The 18,726-nt window shown below is 66.0% G+C and carries 13 protein-coding genes; 4 read left to right on the forward strand and 9 right to left on the reverse strand.

Translation table 11 applies throughout. The features are described from left to right. Positions 1–79: 79 nt before the first annotated feature. The 5 genes from ACR42D_RS16520 to ACR42D_RS16540 form a co-directional block, all read right to left on the reverse strand. Positions 80–1,126, reverse strand: coding sequence for a branched-chain amino acid ABC transporter permease (locus tag ACR42D_RS16520; RefSeq protein ID WP_484567881.1), 1,047 nt, complete (start codon positions 1,124–1,126; stop codon positions 80–82). Between the two features lie 2 nt (positions 1,127–1,128). Continuing rightward, positions 1,129–2,016, reverse strand: a complete 888-nt coding sequence (locus ACR42D_RS16525; protein WP_484567882.1) for a branched-chain amino acid ABC transporter permease — start codon at positions 2,014–2,016, stop codon at positions 1,129–1,131. Then, positions 2,017–3,930 (reverse strand): AMP-binding protein, encoded by a 1,914-nt coding sequence (locus tag ACR42D_RS16530; RefSeq protein ID WP_484567883.1) that lies wholly within the window; start codon positions 3,928–3,930, stop codon positions 2,017–2,019. Positions 3,931–4,021: 91 nt separating this feature from the next. Continuing rightward, complete coding sequence (locus ACR42D_RS16535) at positions 4,022–4,819, reverse strand: ABC transporter ATP-binding protein (RefSeq protein ID WP_484567884.1); 798 nt, start codon at positions 4,817–4,819, stop codon at positions 4,022–4,024. 113 nt (positions 4,820–4,932) lie between these two features. Then, the gene (locus ACR42D_RS16540) at positions 4,933–5,589 is read right to left on the reverse strand and encodes a CBS domain-containing protein (RefSeq protein WP_484567885.1); all 657 of its coding nucleotides are present in this window, start codon (positions 5,587–5,589) and stop codon (positions 4,933–4,935) included. Positions 5,590–5,849: 260 nt separating this feature from the next. Here ACR42D_RS16540 and ACR42D_RS16545 point away from each other — a divergent pair, with 260 nt between their 5' ends. Beyond that, the gene (locus ACR42D_RS16545) at positions 5,850–7,523 is read left to right on the forward strand and encodes a cache domain-containing protein (protein WP_484567886.1); all 1,674 of its coding nucleotides are present in this window, start codon (positions 5,850–5,852) and stop codon (positions 7,521–7,523) included. 13 nt (positions 7,524–7,536) lie between these two features. Here ACR42D_RS16545 and ACR42D_RS16550 read toward each other — a convergent pair whose 3' ends face one another. Next, complete coding sequence (locus ACR42D_RS16550; protein WP_484567887.1) at positions 7,537–10,209, reverse strand: cobyric acid synthase; 2,673 nt, start codon at positions 10,207–10,209, stop codon at positions 7,537–7,539. Between the two features lie 233 nt (positions 10,210–10,442). Between ACR42D_RS16550 and ACR42D_RS16555 the strand changes: the two genes are divergently transcribed. Then, a complete protein-coding gene (locus ACR42D_RS16555; protein WP_484567888.1) occupies positions 10,443–12,467 on the forward strand; it encodes a molybdopterin-containing oxidoreductase family protein in 2,025 nt (674 codons plus the stop codon). A 431-nt stretch (positions 12,468–12,898) separates the two neighbouring features. On the opposite strand, the gene ACR42D_RS16560 is transcribed toward ACR42D_RS16555, so the two are convergent. After that, entirely contained in the window at positions 12,899–15,040 is a 2,142-nt protein-coding gene (locus tag ACR42D_RS16560) for a xanthine dehydrogenase family protein molybdopterin-binding subunit (protein ID WP_484567889.1), read from the reverse strand. Further along, positions 15,037–15,501, reverse strand: a complete 465-nt coding sequence (locus ACR42D_RS16565) for a (2Fe-2S)-binding protein (RefSeq protein ID WP_484567890.1) — start codon at positions 15,499–15,501, stop codon at positions 15,037–15,039. The genes ACR42D_RS16560 and ACR42D_RS16565 overlap by 4 nt, the downstream gene beginning before the upstream one ends. Before the next feature lie 276 nt (positions 15,502–15,777). On the opposite strand from ACR42D_RS16565, the gene ACR42D_RS16570 reads away from it, so the two are divergent. Then, entirely contained in the window at positions 15,778–17,019 is a 1,242-nt protein-coding gene (locus ACR42D_RS16570) for an alpha/beta hydrolase (RefSeq protein ID WP_484567891.1), read from the forward strand. Further along, positions 17,016–17,816, forward strand: coding sequence for an MlaA family lipoprotein (locus ACR42D_RS16575; protein ID WP_484567892.1), 801 nt, complete (start codon positions 17,016–17,018; stop codon positions 17,814–17,816). Before ACR42D_RS16570 ends, ACR42D_RS16575 begins: the two co-directional genes overlap by 4 nt. A 10-nt stretch (positions 17,817–17,826) precedes the next feature. Here the strand turns inward: ACR42D_RS16575 and ACR42D_RS16580 are convergent, their stop codons facing one another. After that, entirely contained in the window at positions 17,827–18,678 is an 852-nt protein-coding gene (locus tag ACR42D_RS16580) for a LysR family transcriptional regulator (RefSeq protein ID WP_484567893.1), read from the reverse strand. Positions 18,679–18,726 lie beyond the last annotated feature (48 nt).

Below are 18,726 nucleotides of genomic sequence, written 5' to 3' on the forward strand. Positions count from 1 at the left end.
GAGGTTGAAGTTGATGCGCCCTTCCCCGGACGCCTCGTATGTCCACCCGCCGCCCGGCGGCGGGGTTGCGACCGCACCCCTAGTGGGCGAACGGATAGAGTTTCCAGTAGGCCTTGACCAGCCGCCAGCGGTGGGCCAGCCCTTCCGGCTCGAAGATCAGAAACAGGATGAGCACCAGACCGAACACGCCCTCGCGCAGGGCCACGATGTACTGGGCGATGTCCGGCAGCACGGCCGAGACCGTGTTGGACAGGCCGGTCAGGACCTCGGGCAGCAGGACGATGAACGCGGCCCCGAAGACCGAGCCGAGCACCGACCCCAGGCCGCCGATGACGATCATGGCCAGATAGGAAATGGACAGGCCGATGTTGAACTGCTCGGCCGAGATGTAGCCGGTGTAGTGGCCCCACAGGCCGCCTGCCACGCCCGCCAGGAACGAACTCACGCCAAAGGCCACGAGCTTGTAGCGGAACAGGTTCACGCCCACGATCTCGGCGGACAGGTAGAAGTCGCGGATGGACACGAAGGCCCGGCCGTACTTGCTGCGCATGATGTTGGTGACCATGAGCAGGGCCCCGGCGGCAAAGGCGAGGAGCAGGAAGTACATGCGCACCTCGGTGTCGAAGGAGAACCCGAGGATGGACGGCGGCTCCAGGAGCAGCCCGTTGGACCCGCCGGTCAGCGCCCCGCCGTGCAGGAAGACGTATTCGAGGACCAGCTGGGCGGCCAGGGTGGCGATGGCCAGGTAGATGCCCTTGAGGCGCAGGGACGGCACGCCGAAGACCATGCCGACCATGGCCGTGACCAGGCCGCCGGTCAGGATGGCCAGGGGGAACGGCACGCCGTGGACCGAGCACTGCCCGGCGGCGTAGGCCCCCACGCCGAGGAACGCGCCGTGGCCGAGCGATATCTGGCCGCACACGCCGGTCAGCAGGTTGAGCGACACCGCGCCGATGACCGAGATGAAGATCAGGTTCATGATCGAGGTCAGGTGCGTGTTCAGGATGAACGGCGCTGCGCACAGCAACGCCAGGAACAGGGAGACCATGAGTTTCTGGAACCCGGACGGGAAGACCTGGGTCTCGGCCTCGTAGGAGGTGAAGAAGAGTCCGCATTTGCCCTGCATGGCTAGACCCTCTCGATCTCTTTGGTGCCGAACAGCCCGTACGGCTTGATCATCAATATGACCACCAGGATGATGAAGGCCGCGACCTCGCGGAAGCCGCCCAGGCCGAGGAACTGGCGGGCCGCGCCGTCGCAGACGTTTTCGAGCACGCCGATGATCAGGCCGCCCAGCGCCGCGCCGAGCAGGGAGTCCAGGCCGCCGAGGATGACCGCCGGGAAGACCTTGAGCCCCAGGTGGCCGATGTGCGAGTTGATGCCGTTGATGTTGCCCAGGATGACCCCGCCCACGGCGGACACGACACAGGCGATGCACCAGCTCATGGCGAAGATGTTCTTGATGCCGATACCCATGGACTGGGCGGCCTGCTGGTCGAACGCCGTGGCCCGCATGGCCACCCCGGTGCGCGAGTACTTGAAGAAGAGGGAGAACACGGCGAACAGCACCCCGGACAGGATGAAGGCCGCGATGTACACCGGGGCCACGGGCAGCCCGGCGATCATGACCGGCTCGGTGGGCAGGACCTGGGGGTAGACCCTGATCTGCGTACCCCAGAAGAGCTGGACCAGGGACTTGAGCACCGAGCTCATGCCGATGGTGACCATGATGACCGAGATGTGCTCCTCGCCGATGAGCGGCCGCAGGACCATGCGCTCGATGGCCAGGCCGAGCAGGACCGAGAAGGCCAGGGTGATCAGGAAGGCCCAGATGAACGGGATGTGGAACTGGACCGTCAGGGCGAAGCAGACATAGGCCCCGACCATGACCAGCTCGCCCTGGGCGAAGTTGACCACCTTGGTGGCCTTGTAAATGACCACGAAGCCGAGCGCCACCAGGGAGTAGATGGAGCCGACCACCAGGCCGTTGACGATGAGTTGCAGGTAATATTCCACTTAGCCCTCCATGTCTTGGATGCGGATGTCGCCGCACATCCGGCGGACGCAGCCGTCCTGGTAGGTGATCTCGGTCTCGAGGCTGAGCGCGCAGACGTCGGTGTAGAGCGCCTCGATGAGCGCGCCGTACCGCTCGCCGATGGTCCCGCGCTTGACCTTGCGCGTGCGGGTCAACTCGTTGTCGTCCGGGTCCAGCTCCTTGTAGAGCAGGCAGAACCGGCGGATGCGCGTCTCCTCGGGCAGGGTCGCGTTGGTCCTGGCCACCTCGTCCCTGATCAGGGCGTAGACCTCGTCCTTGGCCGCCAGGTCCTGGTAGGTGGTGTAGGTGATCATCCTGGACTCGGCCCAGTGGCCGACGATGGCCATGTCGATGCACAGGATGGCGGCCACGAAGTCGCGGCCGTCGCCCAGGACCACGGACTCGCGCAGAAACGGCGAGAACTTGACCTTGTTCTCCAGGAACTGGGGCGAGAACCGGGTGCCGTCGGCCAGGTGCATGACGTCCTTGAGGCGGTCGATGACCACCAGCCTGCCGTTGTCGTCGAAGTAGCCCGCGTCGCCCGAGAGCAGCCAGCCGTCCTCGGTCAGGGTCTCCCGGGTGGCCTCGTCGTTCTTGTAGTAGCCCAGGAACACGGCGGGCGAGCGCGACAGGATCTCGCCGTCATGGGAGATGCGCACCTCGGTCTCGGGGATGGGCGCGCCCACCGAGGTGAAGTCCACCTCGCCCTCCTTGTGGATGCAGGAGATGCCCGCGATCTCGGTCTGGCCGTAGATCTGCTTGAGATTCACCCCGATGGCGTGGAAAAAGCGGAACACGTCCGGCCCGAGCGCGGCCCCGCCCGTGGTGGCGCTGCGCATGCGCGAGAAGCCCAGCCGGTCGCGCAGGGCGCGGAACAGCCCCTGGTCGGCCAGCAGGTACTTGAATTTCAGCCACGGGGATGGGGTGTCGCCCGCGAAGACCGTGTCCACATACTCGTAGCCCACGGGCAGGAAGCGGTTGTACAGCCAGCGCTTGACCGGGGTGGTTTCCATGATGTCGCCCGCCACCTTGGCCGCGATGGACTCGTACACGCGCGGCGGGGAGAAGATGAAGTGCGGGCCGATCTCGCGCGAGTCGGCGGAGGCCGTGTCCGGGGTCTCGGGGAAATTGACGCAGAACCCGAAGAGCAGGGCCGAGGCCACGGCCATCATCTGCTCGCCCATCCAGGCCAGGGGCAGGAAGGAGACGAACTCGTCGTTCGCGGTCTTGGGATCGTACTTGCCCAGGTTGTGGGCCATGGACAACAGGTTCTTGTGCGACAGCACGGCCAGCTTGGGGCGGCCCGTGGTGCCCGAGGTGGTGGCGATCAGGCACGGATCGTCCGGCCTGCCCCGGCGGATTCGCTCCTGGAACCGGGCCAGGCAGTCGCCGCCCTTCTCGCGCCCCAGCCGCCGGACCGCGTTGAAGCTCTTGAGACCCTCCACCCGCGACTCGTAGGCCTTCAGTCCCTTGGGGTCGTGGTAGACGATGTGTTCGAGGTCCGGCAGCCGCTCGCGGAAGGAGAGCATCTTGTCCACCTGCTCCTGGTCCTCGGCCACCACCAGCCGACACCCGGACAGATCGAAGACGTACTCGATCTCCTCGGCGGGCGAGTCCTGGTACAGGCCCAGCGCCATGCCGCCCAGTCCCTGGATGGCCAGCTCGGCCCAGATCCATTCGGGGCGGTTGTTGCCGATGAGGATGACGATGTCCCCCTTGCCGAGATCCAGGGCTTCGAGCCCGCAGGCGAACTCGGCGGTGATGCGCAGGGAATCCTCCCAGGAGACGGCCTGCCAGACGCCCCATTCCTTTTCGCGCAGGGCGGTCTTGCGGGGCCGGTCCCCGGCCTGCCGGGCGAGCAGCCTTGGCAGGGTGGTCATGTACGGTTTGGCCATGAAACGTCCTCTTGTCCGGCCAAGGGCCGGGGCTTCCTTGTCTGGTTCGCGACGGGCCGGCGGGGCGGCGCGCCCTGCCGGTCGGCGTCGGCTATCTGCCCATGAACGCGGCGTCTTCGGTGCCCAGGTAGGCCTTGATGACGTCCGTGTTCGCCTGCACTTCATCCGGCGAGCCCTCGGCGATCTTGGAACCGAAGTCGATGACCACGACCTTGTCGGAGATGTCCATGACAACTCCCATGTCGTGCTCGACCAGCAGGACGGTGACGCCCCACTCCTCGGCTATGTCCAGGATATATCGGGCCATGTCCTCGGTCTCTTCGAGGTTCATGCCCGCCATGGGCTCGTCCAGGAGGATGAGTTTGGGCTCGGCGGCCAGGGCCCGGCCGAGCTCCACGCGCTTGCGCACGCCGTACGGTAGTCGCCCGGCGTGCTGGTGGCGGTATGGGGATAGGTTCAGGAAGTCGATGACGTCCTCCACCCGGCGTCGGTGGCGGCGCTCCAGGCGCACGGTCCGGCCGAAGTGGAGGATGGACGAGAGCAACCCGTAGTCGATGCGGCTGTGCCGCCCGACCATGAGGTTGTCGAGGACGGAGAGGCCCTTGAACAGGGCGATGTTCTGGAATGTCCGGGACAGTCCCAGCTCCGTGCGCTTGTGCGCGGGCAGGGAGAGCAGACATTCGCCGTCCAGTTGAATGGAGCATGCGCCGCGCGCCGCGCCGTCGGGCGTGTAGCGGCCGCTGATGCAGTTGAGCATGGAGGTTTTACCGGCCCCGTTGGGGCCGATCAGGGACGCGATGGTCCCCTGTTCCACGGAAAAGGACACGCCCATGAGCGCGGCGATGCCCTTGAAGGTGAGCGTAACGTCGCGGACGTCGAGATAGGCCATAATCGTTCCATTATGGTCTCGGAACCCCCTGTCCCACGCGACGTCCGCACGGCCCGTCGGTGAATTCCAAAACACCGTCCGGGTCCATATGCTGCCGGGAGGCCAGTCGGGCCCTAGGTCCACTCCTCCTCGAAATCCTCGGGAGCGACCAGTTTGTAGCCCCGATCCTCGAGCGCCGCGGCGACCGTGGACGGGTCTTCGGTATCTATTCGGACGACCACGATGCGGCGTCCGCTGTAAAAGAAGGTGCCGGTGGAGATGATCGAAATCTTCATGTTGGCGATGACCCCGGCGACCTCGTAAAGTACGCCGGAACGGTCCTCCACCTCGAGGGTCAGGCGGCTGCCGCCCTCGCGATATCCCATCTCCTCGGCCAGAACGTCGAGCATGACGTTGCGGTTGATGTAGCCGATGAGCTCGCCGGTCTCGCCGACCACGGCCAGCCCGGCCAGATTCATCTCGTACATCATGTCGGCCGCGCCCTCGATCTCGGTCTCCGGGGCCACGGTCTTGATGTCCGTGCGGTAGATCTTCTCCACCGTGAGCTTGCTCATCAGGTAGTTGAGCTCGTGTTTCTCCAGGGAAGTCATGATGCTGGGCAAGGCGGCCGAGATGTCTTCCTTGCGCACGTAGCCGACCAGCTTGCCATCGTCGTCCACCACCAGGAGCATCCAGAGCTTGTTGTCCTCAAGCTGTTTCTGGGCGTCCTTGACCAGGGTCTGGGGGGTGACCTTGACGAAGTCGCGAAGCATTTTCAGTCCGACGTACATGTATTCCTCCTTGGCAGGGCAGCGCGTGCTCTGAGTTCTGTAAATGGCATGGATTCGTCCAGGCTGGATACACGTTTTCATTGAACGGCGCAATTCCAACCGTGAGCGGCGCGTTCCGGGACAAGCCCGCCTCCGCAAACGGCGAAGCGACAGCCCCCCGGCCTTGACCCTTTTGCATATCAAAGAGTAACTATGATATGCAGGGGAAGGTAAAGCCGCCGTTTAGCGGTGAGGCTACCTTCGTCAGGGGGCCAGCATTCATGTTTTTCAAGAGCAAACACCCGACCGACCAGGGCAAGCCGCCCGGCGAGGATCACGCGATCCCCGCGGGAGGAATCCGCATATTCCTCGTCCTGCTCCTGGTCGTGCTCGCCCTGCTGGCCCTCGGGGGAACGCTCCTCTACCATGTCGAACGGAACGACTACCTCGATAGGCTCGGTGCCGTGGAGGTCAACTCCCTGGACCGACAAAGCGGCGCCATATCCAGGGAACTTGACCACTTAGCGGGCGACATCCTGTATCTCTCCAAACAAAACGAACTCCTCGAACTTCTGGACTCAGGCGGCCAAAAGGCTTTTCTGGAAATGGAGCGGGAATACCTGCAACTGGTTCAGTTCCGACAGGAATACGACCAGATCCGCTTCCTGGACAAGTCCGGCCGGGAAAGAATCCGGGTGAACTGGGCCGACGGAAGCCCTCAGGCCGTGCCGCAAAGCCGGCTTCAGGACAAGGGGACGCGCTATTATTTCAAGGAGAGCTTCGCCCTGGGCAACAACGACATCTTCCTCTCCCCCATGGACCTCAATATGGAGCACCAAAAGGTGGAGGTGCCGTTCAGGCCCATGCTTCGCGTAGGCACGCCCGTCTTCGACTCCTTGGGGCGCAAGCGGGGCATCGTCCTGATCAACTACAACGCGCGGAACATGCAGGACCGCATACTGGCCGCCGGAGACCCCGCCGAGGGGCTTACCATGCTCCTCGACTGCCGGGGCTACTGGCTCTTGAGCCCGGACAAGAACCAGGAGTGGGGGTTCATGTTCCCGGATAAGCTCGACGTCTCCTTTGCCCGCCTGTTTCCCGACGAATGGGGTCGCATGAAAGGCGAGGATCAGGGCCAGTTTCTCACGGCCAACGGCCTGTACACCTTCTTGAAGGTATCCCCCCTGGCCGACATGCAGGTTCGCGATTCCCGATTGCACTCCTCCCCCTCCCCGGGGCTGACCGACAGAGGCAACCAATCCTATTCCTGGACGCTCATTTCCTGGGTTCCCACCCCGACCTTGGATAAGCAGGCCCACACCCTGCTCTTCAAGCTGTTCATCGGCGGCGGCGCGCTCCTCGCCCTGATCGGCTTCGGCGCATGGCATCTGGCCATGGCCGTTTCGCGGCGGCGGCTGTACCAGGAGCAGCTCGAGGAGGCGGCCATGTTCGACGCCCTGACCGGCCTGCCCAACCGCAAGCTTTTCTTCGACCGGCTGAACGAGTCCATGAGCCTGTCCGTCCGGTATGAGCGCAGGCTGGCCCTGCTGTACATCGACCTGGACGGCTTCAAGGCGGTCAACGACACCCTGGGGCACGAGGCGGGCGACGAAGTGCTCAAGCGGGTCAGCGCGCTGTTAATTGGCCTGGTGCGCCATTCCGACACCGTGGCCCGGCTGGGCGGCGACGAGTTCGTGGTGATGCTGAACGAAGTAGCCAACGTGGGGGACGCGGCCCTGGTGGGCGAAAAGCTCGTCTCGGCCCTGCGCGCGCCCTTCTCCCTCAGGGAAGGCCCGGCGGCTATAGGCGCCAGCGTAGGCGTCTCCGTCTACCCCGAGCACGGCACATCCGCCGATGTCCTGATCCAGAAGGCGGACCAGGCCATGTACGTCTCCAAGCACAAGGGCAAGAACACCTGCACCATGGCCGATTCGTCCCGCTGCGCGGACGCCTGAGCCCTCTCCCGGATCAACCCATGCGTCTGAACAGCGGGACCTGGGCGCAGCAGCCCGACAGCCCGAGCGCCCGGTAGACCGCGTCCATGTCCACGGCCTGGCGGACCACCGAGGCCAGGTGGTCCAGGGCGTCCTCCAGACCGAAGACGGACTGGACCCCCTCCAGCGGGGACAACCCCTTGTCCATGCGCAGCTGGTCGATGAACCAGCGGCGGAACTCGTCCGCGTCGAACAATCCATGCAGATAGGTGCCGATGATCCGGCCGTCCGGGCGCATGTAGCCCAGCGGCTCGCCCGCGCTGTCGCGCAGGGCCACGCGCAGGTCGTCGGACAGGGGCTCGGTATGGCCGTGGTGGATCTCGTAGCCGTGCACGGACAGACCCGAGGCCGAATGCGTGCCCCATGTGCGGGTCAGGGTCTTTTCCGGGGCCAGGGTGGTCTGGACCGGCAAAAGGTCGAAACCCTCCACGCGGGTAGTCTCGGACTCCAGGCCGTAGGGGTCGTCCACAAGGCGGCCGAGCATCTGGAACCCGCCGCAGATGCCGACGATGCGGGTGCGGCCCTCGGCCAGCTCGCGCAGCACGGCGGCCATGCCCGTGCCCTTCAAGGCGCGCATGTCCGGCACCGTGGACTTGGAGCCCGGGATGATCACCGCGTCCGGCGTGCCCACGTCGCGGGCGTCTGCGGCCACGCGCACGCGCACGTCCGGCTCGTTGTACAGCGGGTCGATGTCGTTGAAATTCGAGATGCGCGGCAGGTCCAGGACCACGATGTCCACGCACTGGTCCTCGGGCAGCTTGTCCGCCTCGGGCCGGAACCCCTCCTTGAACGAGACCGAGTCCTCCTCGGGCAGCCCGAGGCCGTGGATGTACGGCACGGTGCCGAGCACCGGCTTGCCCGTGCGCTCGAACATCTGGCCGAAGGCCGGGTCGAGCAGCGAGGCGTCGCCCCGGAACCGGTTGATGACGTACCCCTCCACCAGGTTGCGCTCTTTGGGCGTGAGCAGGCTCATGGTCCCGACGATGGAGGCGAAGACCCCGCCCCGGTCGATGTCGCCGGTGAGCAGGACCCGCGCCTTGGCGTACTCGGCCATGGCCATGTTGACGATGTCGTGGTGCTTGAGGTTGACCTCGGCCGGGCTGCCCGCCCCCTCCAGGACCATGACGTCGTGCTCGTTGGCCAGGGAGTCGTAGGCCGCCTTGACCGCGTCAAAGGCGCGCGGCTTGAACTCCACGTACTCGCGCACGTTCATGTTGCCCACGGGCCGGCCCATGACGATCACCTGGGAGCCGGTGTCCGAGCCGGGCTTGAGCAGCACCGGGTTCATGCGCACGTCCGGGTTCAGGCGGCAGGCCATGGCCTGGGTCACCTGGGCCCGGCCCATCTCCCCGCCCTGGTCCGTGACGTAGGAGTTCAGCGACATGTTCTGGGCCTTGAACGGGGCCACGTCGAACCCGTCCTGGAGAAAGATGCGGCAGAAGGCCGCCGCCAGCACGGACTTGCCCGCGTTGGAGCTGGTCCCCTGGATCATCAGGGCCGGGGTCTTGCGCGCGCGCCGGACCAGCGGAGCGCGCGCCGTGCCCGCCACCGCCTCCATGGCCCGGATGAGCCGCTCGTTGTCCTCGCGGCCGCGCACGGCCACCCGGAACCATTTGTCGTCCAGGCCGGTGTAGTTGCCGCACAGCCGGATGCCGATGCGGTGCTCCATGAGCAGCCGCTCCTGCAAAAACGTCGCGTCCCGGCCCACGCGGTCCATGCGGCAGAACAGGTAGTTGGCCGCGCCGGGCAGGACCTTGATGCCCGGCACCTGCCGCAGGCCGGAGGCCAGGGACTCGCGCAAGAGCCGGGTCTGCTCGCGGGTCTCGGCCAGGTAGGCGTCGTCCTTGAGGCAGCGCTCGCCCACCTTCTGGGCCAGGGTGTTCACGGACCAGGCGGGCATGTTGTGACGGATGCGCAGGATCACGTCCGGGTCGGCGAAGGCCAGCCCCAGCCGCAGGCCGGGAATGGCGTAGGACTTGGTCAGGGACAGGACCGTGATCACGTTGGACGGCCGGTCGCGGATCAGCCGGTCCGCGTCCCCGGGAAGGAATTCGGCAAAGGACTCGTCCACCACGAAGGTGGACTGGGGGAACATGGTCGCCACCTCGCGCAGGTCGTTGGCGGACACGAGGGTGCCGGTGGGATTGTTGGGCGAGCACAGAAAGACCAGGGAGGGCGTGGTCAGAAGCGGCCCCATGGACGGGAAATCCACCGTGAAGTCGTCGGTAAGCGGCGGCTCGGCCACGGGCAGGCGGTGGGCCCGGCAGGACCGCGCGTAGTCCACGTAGGTGGGCGACGGGATGACCGCCTGACGGAACCCCTTGAGCCCGGCGATGGCAAAGAGCAGTTCGGACGCGCCGTTGCCCGCCGTCACCTGGGTGGGCCAGACCTTGTAGCGCTCGGACGCGGCCATGATCAGCCGGGTGCACTCCGGGTCCGGGTAGGCGTCCACCTCCTGGAGCGCCTGACCGACCACCTGGCCGAGCCATGGCGGCGGCCCCAGCGGATTCACGTTGGCTGAAAAGTCGAGGATGTCCTCCACCGCGCACCCGGCCGTCTCGGCCATGCGCCTGCGGTTCCCCCCATGGGCGAACTTCCGCTCGTCCAACACCTCGGGTATCCCCGCGAAAAGATTCTGCTTATCCATGAAAATCCTGTCGCCTGCGCGTCAACTGTAGAAAATTTCGAGACTTTTCATTGGAATACGCGCAAAGCGGGCGGGTGTCCACTTGCAAAGGACGGCGATGGCCTTCCGGGGTTGCCTCCATTCACAAATCCGATTGGCAATCGCTCCCGCTTTGTGCGACCCTGCGCGAGCGTTTCGTCATGCTTTTCGGCGGGCGCGTTCCAAGACATCTCAAGACCAAGGCGGATAGCATCATGTGGAAGCGTGCGGTGTGCACCAAGGACTGCCCGGATACCTGCGGGCTGCTGGTCAAGGTGGAGGACGGCAGGATCACCAAGGTCAAAGGCGACCCGGAACACCCCTACACCCAGGGGTTCATCTGCAAGAAGGGGGCGCGGTTCCCGGAACACGTGCACGGCGCGGCACGGCTGACCACGCCGCTGAGGCGCACCGGCCCCAAGGGCGGCGGCCAATTCGCCCCGATCACCTGGGACGAGGCCCTGGACGAAGTGGCCGCCAACATCCGGCGCGTGGCCGACGAGTTCGGGCCCGAGGCCATCCTGCCCTACACTTACGCCGGGCACATGGGCATGGTCCACCGCAACGCCGGACACGCCCTGTTCAACAAGCTCGGCGCGAGCCGACTGGACATGACCATCTGCAGCGCGGCGGCCATCGCCGGGTTCAACGCCTCCCTGGGCTCCGGGCCGAGCACCGATATCCCGGAGGCCGCCAAGTCCGATTTGATCGTCATCTGGGGCAACAACACCCTGGTGACCAACGTCCACGCCTGGCCGCACTTCACCCGGGCCCGCAAGAACGGCGCGAAGATCGTGGTCATCGACCCCTACCGCAACGCCACGGCCCGCGAGGCGGACAGCCACCTCATGCTCCGGCCCGGCACGGACGCGGCCCTGGCTCTGGCCGTCATGCGCGTGCTCATCGACGAGGATATGATCGACCACGATTTCATCCGGGCGCAAACCATCGGCTTCGACCAACTCAAAGAGCGTGTTCAGGAATGGCCGCCGTCGCGAGCCGCCGAGGTCTGCGGCCTGTCCGAGGCCGAGATCATCGAATTCGCCCGCGCCTACGGCTCGGCCCGCGCCCCGTACATCCGCACGGGCTGGGGCCCGGCCCGGCAGTTGGCGGGCGGCATGGCCATGCGGACCCTCTGCCTGCTCCCGGCCCTGGTCAACGCCTTCGCCAAGCCCGGCGGCGGCATCACCCGGTCGCTGGGCGGCGCGCCCGGCAATGCCCCTTCCCTGACCCGCGACGACCTGCGGCCCCCGAACACGCGCATGGTGAACATGGTCCACCTGGGCCACGCCCTGACCGAACTTAACGACCCGCCGGTCAAGCTGCTCTACAATTACCTGTCCAACCCGGCGGCCGTGGCCCCGCAGTCGGCCCAGGTCATGGCCGGTCTGGCCCGCGAGGATCTGTTCACCGTGGTCCAGGAAATGTACATGACCGACACCGCCCGATTCGCGGACGTCATCCTGCCCGGCGCGAGCTTCCTGGAGGTGGCCGACCTGTACCGCTGCTACGGCCACAACTACATCCAGATCGGCAGGCCGGTCATCGCCCCCGTGGGCGACTGCCGGTCCACCCTGGGCATCTTCCAGGACCTGGCCAAACGGTTGGGCTACACCGAGGAGGTCTTCACCCTGACCGAGGACCAATGCATCGAGCGCTTCCTGGCCGAGTCCGCCGACTCGCCGTACCTGGCGGGCGTGGACCTCGACGCCCTGCGCCGGGGCGAGCCGATCCGCCTGAACATCCCGGCCAATCCCTTTGCCCAGGGCTTCAAGACCCCGTCCGGCAAGGTCGAGTTCTTCTCGCAGGCCATGGCCGACCAGGGGTTGGACCCGCTGCCCGACGGCACCCCGGTGCGCGACCCCGAGGGCGGCGACCAGTACCCGCTCGAATACCTCACCCCGCCCCACCCCCTGCTGCTCAACTCCGCCTTCAACGAGGTCGAGTCCATCCGCGAGCGGACCGGCGGCCCCTCGGTGCTCATCCACCCTGAAACCGCCGCCGCGCGGGGCATCATCCAGGGCATGACGGTACGCGTGTTCAACGGGCGCGGCCAGAACACCGCCCGGGCCGAGGTCACCGAGGACACCCGCCCGGACCTGCTCGTGGCCGAAGGACTGCACTGGCCGAACCGAAAGCCCGGCGAGGGCTCCAACCAGCTGACCAGCCAGCGATTGACCGACATGGGCAACACCTGTGCCTTCCACTGCAACAGGGTGGAGGTTGAGCCTGCCGGCTAGAGGGGAGCGGCTTCCGATAGCGGCGCGTCTGCACATTTTTTCCCGGGGGGCTTTCATCCTCACGTAGGAGGACTACGCTGCGGTGAAAGCCCCCCGGAAGAAAATGCACAGCTGCACCACTCTCGAAAGCCTATTCCGGGGCGAATTGGCGGCCGAAGAAAGAGCCGCTGTCGGGTGCTGCCCATCCGAATCGCTCCAATGGAGTGAAGAATCAAGAGCCCCAGACTCGAGTATGAGCCGGGGGCTTTCCTATGCACGACTACCCCGCGAAGCGGATAGAAAAAGTTTCGGAAAGGATGGGGATGGGGGTCCGGGGGAAGGGGAAGGAAAAGCCCTTTTCAAAGGGTTTTCCTTCCCCTTCCCCCGGCCGCCGGAGGCAACCAAAAAGCCGCCCAAGGGCGGCTTTTTGATTATCAACGAGTAGAGCCAGGCTAGGTCTTTTTCAGCTTGGCGGTGTCCAGGGGCAGGTCCCTCAACCGGACGCCGGTGGCGTTGAAGATGGCGTTGGCCACGGCCGGGGGGACGGAGGGGACGCTGGGTTCGCCGATGCCGCCCGCCTTGACTCCGCTGTCGGCCAGATGGAACTCCATCTTGGGCACCTGGGTCATGCTCAGGATCGGGTAGCCGCTGTAGTTCTCGGTCTGCGCGCCGCCGTCGGCGAAGTGCATGGCCTCGTTGAAGGCCATGGACAACCCCATGACCGCGCCGCCCTCCATCTGGGCCGTAAGCGCGTCCGGATAGACCGACATGCCGCTGTCGACCACGCCGACGATGCGCTGCACGGTGACGTTGCCGGTAGCGCGATCCACGGTGACCTCGGCCATGTGTGCGACCACGGTCTCGAAGCACTCGGCCATGGCCACGCCGCGCCCCACGCCTTCGGGGGCCGGGGTGTTCCATCCCGACTTCTCCGCCAGCAGGCTCAAGGCCCTGTGGGACCGGGAGCCGGGCTCGAGCATGGACAGGCGGAACTCGACCGGGTCGCGGCCCGCCTTGTGGGCCAGTTCGTCCATGAAGGATTCCACGGGGAAGACGTTGTTGGAATAGGCGATGGAGCGCAGCCAGCCGACGCGCATGGGCAGGTCCACGAGCGCGTAGTCCACGAGGAGGTTGTCGAGCTTGTAGGGCATGTCGTCGAGCCCCTGGATGGACGAGGAATCCATGCCGTCCTTGACCGCATCGGGCTGCACCCTGGACAGGATGGAGGGCGAGGCGATCTTGTGCCGCAGGGCCGTGAGGTTGCCCTTGGCGTCCAGCCCGCCCCGTGTCCGGCAGACGCTGGCCGGGCGGTAGACGTCGTCGCCGAACTCGTCCTCGCGGGTCCACATGAGCTTGACCGGTCGGGACACGGCCTTGGACAGGGCCACGGTCTCGGCGACCACGTCGGACTCGATGCGCCTGCCGAACCCGCCGCCGCAATAGGTGGTCATCAGTTCTATCTTGTCCTCGGGCAGCCCGGTGACTTGGGCTGCGGCCTTAAGCGAGTCGGTCTGGCCCTGGATCGGGACCCAGATGCGGCAACGGTCCTTTTCGACAAAGGCCGTGCAGTTGGACGGCTCGAGCTGGGCATGGGCCATGAACGGCACGGAGTAGGCGGCCTCGATGGTCGTCGCGGACTCGGACAGGGCCTTGTCCGCGTCGCCCCGGCTCTTAATGGCGCCGGTCCCGGCCATCTTGCGCTTGAAGAGCTCGGCGATGTATTCGTCGCTCAGTTCGGGCAAGGTGCCCTTGGACCACTTGGTGGCCAGGGCCTCCCGCCCCTTGAGGGCGGCATAGGTGTTGGTCGCGAGTACGGCGATCTTGTCGTCCTGGCGCAGGACCTTTTCCACGCCCTTGACCGCCATGGCCGCCTTTTCGTCAAACGACTCGGGTTTGGCCCCGTAGCTCGGCGGGCGGTCCATGACCGCGATAAGCATGTCCGGGACCTTGACGTCCAGGCCGAACGCGGTGCGCCCCTGGACCTTGTCGACCATGTCCAGCCGCTGCCGGTAGGTGCCCATGATGGCGTAGTCCTTGCGCTCCTTGAAAGGCGGCTTGTCCGGAACCGGCTGCTTCGCGGCCGCGCCGACCAGTTCGCCGTAGCCCAGGCTGCGCCCGTCCGGGCCGATCACGCGGCTGGCCTCGGCCCTGCAGCGGGCCGGGTCCACGCCCCATTGCTCGGCTGCCGCGCGGATGAGCATGAGCCGGGCGGCCGCGCCCACGGAGCGCAGCAGGTCCCAGCGGTGCCGGATGCTGGTGCTCCCGGCGGTCAGCTGGACGCCCCAGACCGGGTCCTTGAACACGTCGGCGGCCAGGGCCATCTGCACACCCACCCGGCTCCAGTCCGCGTCCAGCTCGTCGGCCACGATCATGGCGATGCAGGTGTGCGTGCCCTGGCCCAGGTTGGTCTGGCCGACCCACACGGTGATCCCGCCGTCCGGGGCTATCTCCAGAAAGGCGTGGGGCTTGAAGGTCTTGTCCGCGGCCAGGGCCGGGGAAAGGTTGACGAGGGTCATGCCGCCGGGCACGGCCACCACGGCCAGGGCCAGGCAGCCGTTCTTCAGGAATCGGCGTCGGGTCATTTCCTTGGTCATGACTTGCTCCCCTTCTTCATGGTTTGCGCGGCCTGCTTCATGGCCGGAAGGACCCTCGGGTGGGTCCCGCAGCGGCAGGTGAAATCGTCCATGGCCGAGGCCAGGCCCGCTTCGGACGTATCCCCGCCGTGGGTGAGCACGTCCACGGCCTGAAGCATCATGCCGGGCTGGCAGTAACCGCACTGGGGCACCTGGTGCTCGATCCAGGCCTGCTTCACGGGATGGTCCTCGGGCAGCCCTTCGATGGTCACCACCTTGCCCTCGCCCACCGCGGAGACCGGGGTCACGCAGGACCGCTCGGCCGCGCCGTCGATGAGCACGGTGCAGACACCGCACATGCCTTCGCCGCAGCCGTATTTGACGCTGGTCACACCGATGTCGTCGCGCAGGACCCACAGAAGCGGGGTGTCCGGATCGACGTCTACCCGATGGTCTTTGCCGTTGACGTTGATGACAATCATGTTCCCTCCGGTTGTTTGACGGGTTGGACAAGGAGCGCCAGGACGCCCGGGTATTCCGATTACCGCCTACATAGCACATTGTGCCCGATCAGACAGCATCTTCGATGCAAAAAATCATCCTCACCCCCTAGACCGGAGAAATCCGTTGAGAACCTCGAGTATTCTCTGATATCATTGCTTTTCCCCCCCGCTCAGGCTAGTAAGATCGAGCATTTCCGGACAGGCCCGTCACTTTTTAACCGCGAGATTATGCGAACGGCCCTAGCCCTAATCTTCATGTTGCTGTTCCTGCCGACGGCCGCCCCGGCTGCGGAGGACGCGCCCTATCCCTTCACCGACCCGTACCGGGCCACGGTGCTGGGCACGCCCGCCGACGTGCGCTACCGGTTCGCGGACCCGGTCCGGCCGGACGTCCGGGCCATCCGCATCGAGGGCCGCCAGGTGCCCGAGGTCTTTTCCTACAGCCGGGACATGTTCTTCACCACGGCCCTGCAGGACCACCCCGCCCCGCTCATGTTCGTCATCGCGGGCACGGGCGCGGAGCACAATTCCGGAAAGATGGCCTTCCTGACCCAGGTCTTCTTCGAAGCCGGGTACCATGTGGCAGCCCTGTCCTCGCCCACGCACATGAACTTCGTCATCAGCGCTTCGGAGCACCGGGTGCCGGGCTACGTGCCCTATGACGTGGCCGACCTGAACCGGGTCATGGGCTGGGTCCGCGAGGAGCTGTCCAAGGAGTGCGGGATCACCGGGTACAGCGTCTCCGGGTACAGCCTGGGCGGACTGCACGCGGCCTTCCTGGCGAAGCGGGACGCCGAGACGCATGAGTTCGGCTTCACCCACGTGCTGATGATCAACCCGCCCGTGTCCCTGTACACCTCGGTGACCCGCCTGGACTCCTGGCTGACCTGGGAAAACCTGGGCCGGACCACGGTGCACCGGGAGATCGAGGGGTTCATCGACCGCTTTTCCGACTACTACCTGCACGCCGACGTGACCGACCTGGACGACGATTTCATGTACGACATGATCACGGACATCCATCTCAGCGAGCGCGACCTCAAGACCCTGATCGGGGCCGCCTTTAGGGTCTCGTCCGCGTCCATGATCTTCTCCTCCGACGTCTGCCTGCAGGCCGAATACCTGGTCCCGCCCGACCACTATCCGCTGAAGACGTCCAGCCCGCTGCTGCCCTACGCCCGGCAGGCCTTCAACATCCCGTTCGAGGGTTATCTGGACGAATACCTGCTGCCCTACCTGCGCTACAACGACCCGACCGTCACCCGGGCCGGGGCGCTTGAGCGGTGCAGCCTGGAGTCCATCCGGGACTGGCTCGAGAAGACGGACAAGGTCGTGGTGGTGGGCAACAGGGACGACGTCATCCTGGACGGGAAGGACGTGCGCTTCCTGGAGACGGTCTTCGGCAGCCGGGCGCATCTTTTCGAGCACGGCGGGCACTGCGGCAACATGATGTACCCGGCGTTCGTCCGGGTGATGCAGGACATGGTGCGCCCATGAACGCGCGAAACGGTTGCCTGCTCGCCTCGGCCCTGCTGGCCCTGCTGCTCCTGGGCGGGTGCGGCCCCAAGGTGGTGGACGTGACCGACCCGCAGGCCGGGTTCCCGACCGCCGGGTTCAAGGCCTCGGCGCATCACTGGCCCCAGGCCGACTCGCAGTCCCTGCGCTTCCTGGACATCTACGACCCGTGGGAGCCCATGAACCGCAACCTGTACGAGATCAACGCCACCCTGGACAAGTACGTCATGCTTCCGGCGACCAACGTGTACAAGCTGGTCCTGCCCGCGCCGGTGCGCACCGGGGTGAAGAACTTCTTCGCCAACCTCAACGAACTGCCCACCGCGTTCAACAGCCTGCTGCAGGGACGGTTCAAAAAGGTGGCCATCTCGTTCTCGCGCTTTCTGATCAACTCCACCTTCGGCCTGCTCGGCGTGCGCGACCTGGCCTCGCACAACGAGAAGCTGCCGCGCCAGAACGAGGACGTGGGCCAGACCCTGGGCTACTGGGGGCTTGGACCGGGCCCGTACTTCGTCATGCCGATCATGGGCCCGTCCAACGTGCGCGACACCGTGGGCTTCGGCGGCGACATCCTGGTCCTGTACGTGGAGGTGGAGATGCTCTACCAGGCCGCGGGCATTGAGAACCAGACGCCCCTGGACCTGGCGGACCTGGTCCTGCGCGGCTTGAACATCCGGGCCAACACCGCCTTCAGCTACCACTCCACCGGCTCGCCCTTCGAGTACGAGATGGTCCGGTTCATCTACACCAAGAAGCGCGAACTGGACATCCAGCGGTAGGCGCGCCCGTTCAGCTGGAGGCTTCGTCCTCGGCGAGGAAGGCGGCAACCACATGCTCCCTGAAGCGGGCCACGTGCCCGGACAGGGGATTGCCCCGGGTATGCAGGACGATGCTCGACGGCGGCAGCGCGGGCAGGCCGTGCCGCGCGTCGTAGGCCGCCAGGTCGGACGGAAGCGTGCGCCCGATGGCCGGGGTTATGGCCAGCCCCGCGCGGGCCGCGTCCAGGACGCCGGACAGCCCCCTGCTCTCGTAGACGATCCGGTAGGCGCGCCCGGCATCCGTCAACGCCCGCTGTGCCCATTCATGAAAAATACACCCTTCCTCCACCGCCAGGGGAAGCACCCGGTCCAGGTCAAAGTCCGGGCGGGCCGCCCAAACCAGCCTGTCCCGGCAGATGACCTGCCCGCCCTCATAGTCGTCGGTGCACAGGCCGATATCCAGCTCCCCCTCGTCCAGCCCCTTCCTGACCACGTCGCTCGTGCGGCAGTGCACCTCCACGAAGACGCCCGGATCGGTCCGCGCGAACCCGGCGAGCAGCTTCGGCAGCAGCCCCAGGGTGTAGTGCTCGGGCGATCCGAACCGGACGATCCCCTCCGCCCGCGCGTCCGAGAGCGCCAGCACGGCGGCGTCATGGTGCCGCACGATATCCCGCGCATGGGCGACCAGCAGCTTCCCGTCCGGGGTGAGCCTGGCCGTCTTCCCGTCCCGCACGAACAAGGGGCGGCCCACTTCCTCCTCGAGCCGTCTGATCTGCACGCTCACGGCCGATTGCGAGCGGTTCACCTGCTCGCCCGCCCTGGTGAAACTCCGGGTGGAGGCCACAGCCAGAAATGTCCGTAAATACTCGGTCGGCAACTGCATTCGATGCAACCTGTTCATCGTTTTAAAGAAAACAATTCATTTCACACA

Origin of the sequence: Pseudodesulfovibrio sp. lm2024, from assembly GCF_051175575.1 — a bacterium.
GTDB classification, from domain to species: domain Bacteria; phylum Desulfobacterota; class Desulfovibrionia; order Desulfovibrionales; family Desulfovibrionaceae; genus Pseudodesulfovibrio; species Pseudodesulfovibrio caledoniensis.

What these genes read in the sequence shown, in the direction of transcription:
- ACR42D_RS16520 (WP_484567881.1), bottom strand. Translation starts at nt 1,126, where the DNA reads ATGCAGGGCAAATGCGGACTCTTCTTCACCTCCTACGAGGCCGAGACC.
- ACR42D_RS16530 (WP_484567883.1), bottom strand. Translation starts at nt 3,930, where the DNA reads ATGGCCAAACCGTACATGACCACCCTGCCAAGGCTGCTCGCCCGGCAG.
- ACR42D_RS16535 (WP_484567884.1), bottom strand. Translation starts at nt 4,819, where the DNA reads ATGGCCTATCTCGACGTCCGCGACGTTACGCTCACCTTCAAGGGCATC.
- ACR42D_RS16540 (WP_484567885.1), bottom strand. Translation starts at nt 5,589, where the DNA reads ATGTACGTCGGACTGAAAATGCTTCGCGACTTCGTCAAGGTCACCCCC.
- ACR42D_RS16545 (WP_484567886.1), top strand. Translation starts at nt 5,850, where the DNA reads ATGTTTTTCAAGAGCAAACACCCGACCGACCAGGGCAAGCCGCCCGGC.
- ACR42D_RS16550 (WP_484567887.1), bottom strand. Translation starts at nt 10,209, where the DNA reads ATGGATAAGCAGAATCTTTTCGCGGGGATACCCGAGGTGTTGGACGAG.
- ACR42D_RS16555 (WP_484567888.1), top strand. Translation starts at nt 10,443, where the DNA reads ATGTGGAAGCGTGCGGTGTGCACCAAGGACTGCCCGGATACCTGCGGG.
- ACR42D_RS16560 (WP_484567889.1), bottom strand. Translation starts at nt 15,040, where the DNA reads ATGACCAAGGAAATGACCCGACGCCGATTCCTGAAGAACGGCTGCCTG.
- ACR42D_RS16565 (WP_484567890.1), bottom strand. Translation starts at nt 15,501, where the DNA reads ATGATTGTCATCAACGTCAACGGCAAAGACCATCGGGTAGACGTCGAT.
- ACR42D_RS16570 (WP_484567891.1), top strand. Translation starts at nt 15,778, where the DNA reads ATGTTGCTGTTCCTGCCGACGGCCGCCCCGGCTGCGGAGGACGCGCCC.
- ACR42D_RS16575 (WP_484567892.1), top strand. Translation starts at nt 17,016, where the DNA reads ATGAACGCGCGAAACGGTTGCCTGCTCGCCTCGGCCCTGCTGGCCCTG.
- ACR42D_RS16580 (WP_484567893.1), bottom strand. Translation starts at nt 18,678, where the DNA reads ATGCAGTTGCCGACCGAGTATTTACGGACATTTCTGGCTGTGGCCTCC.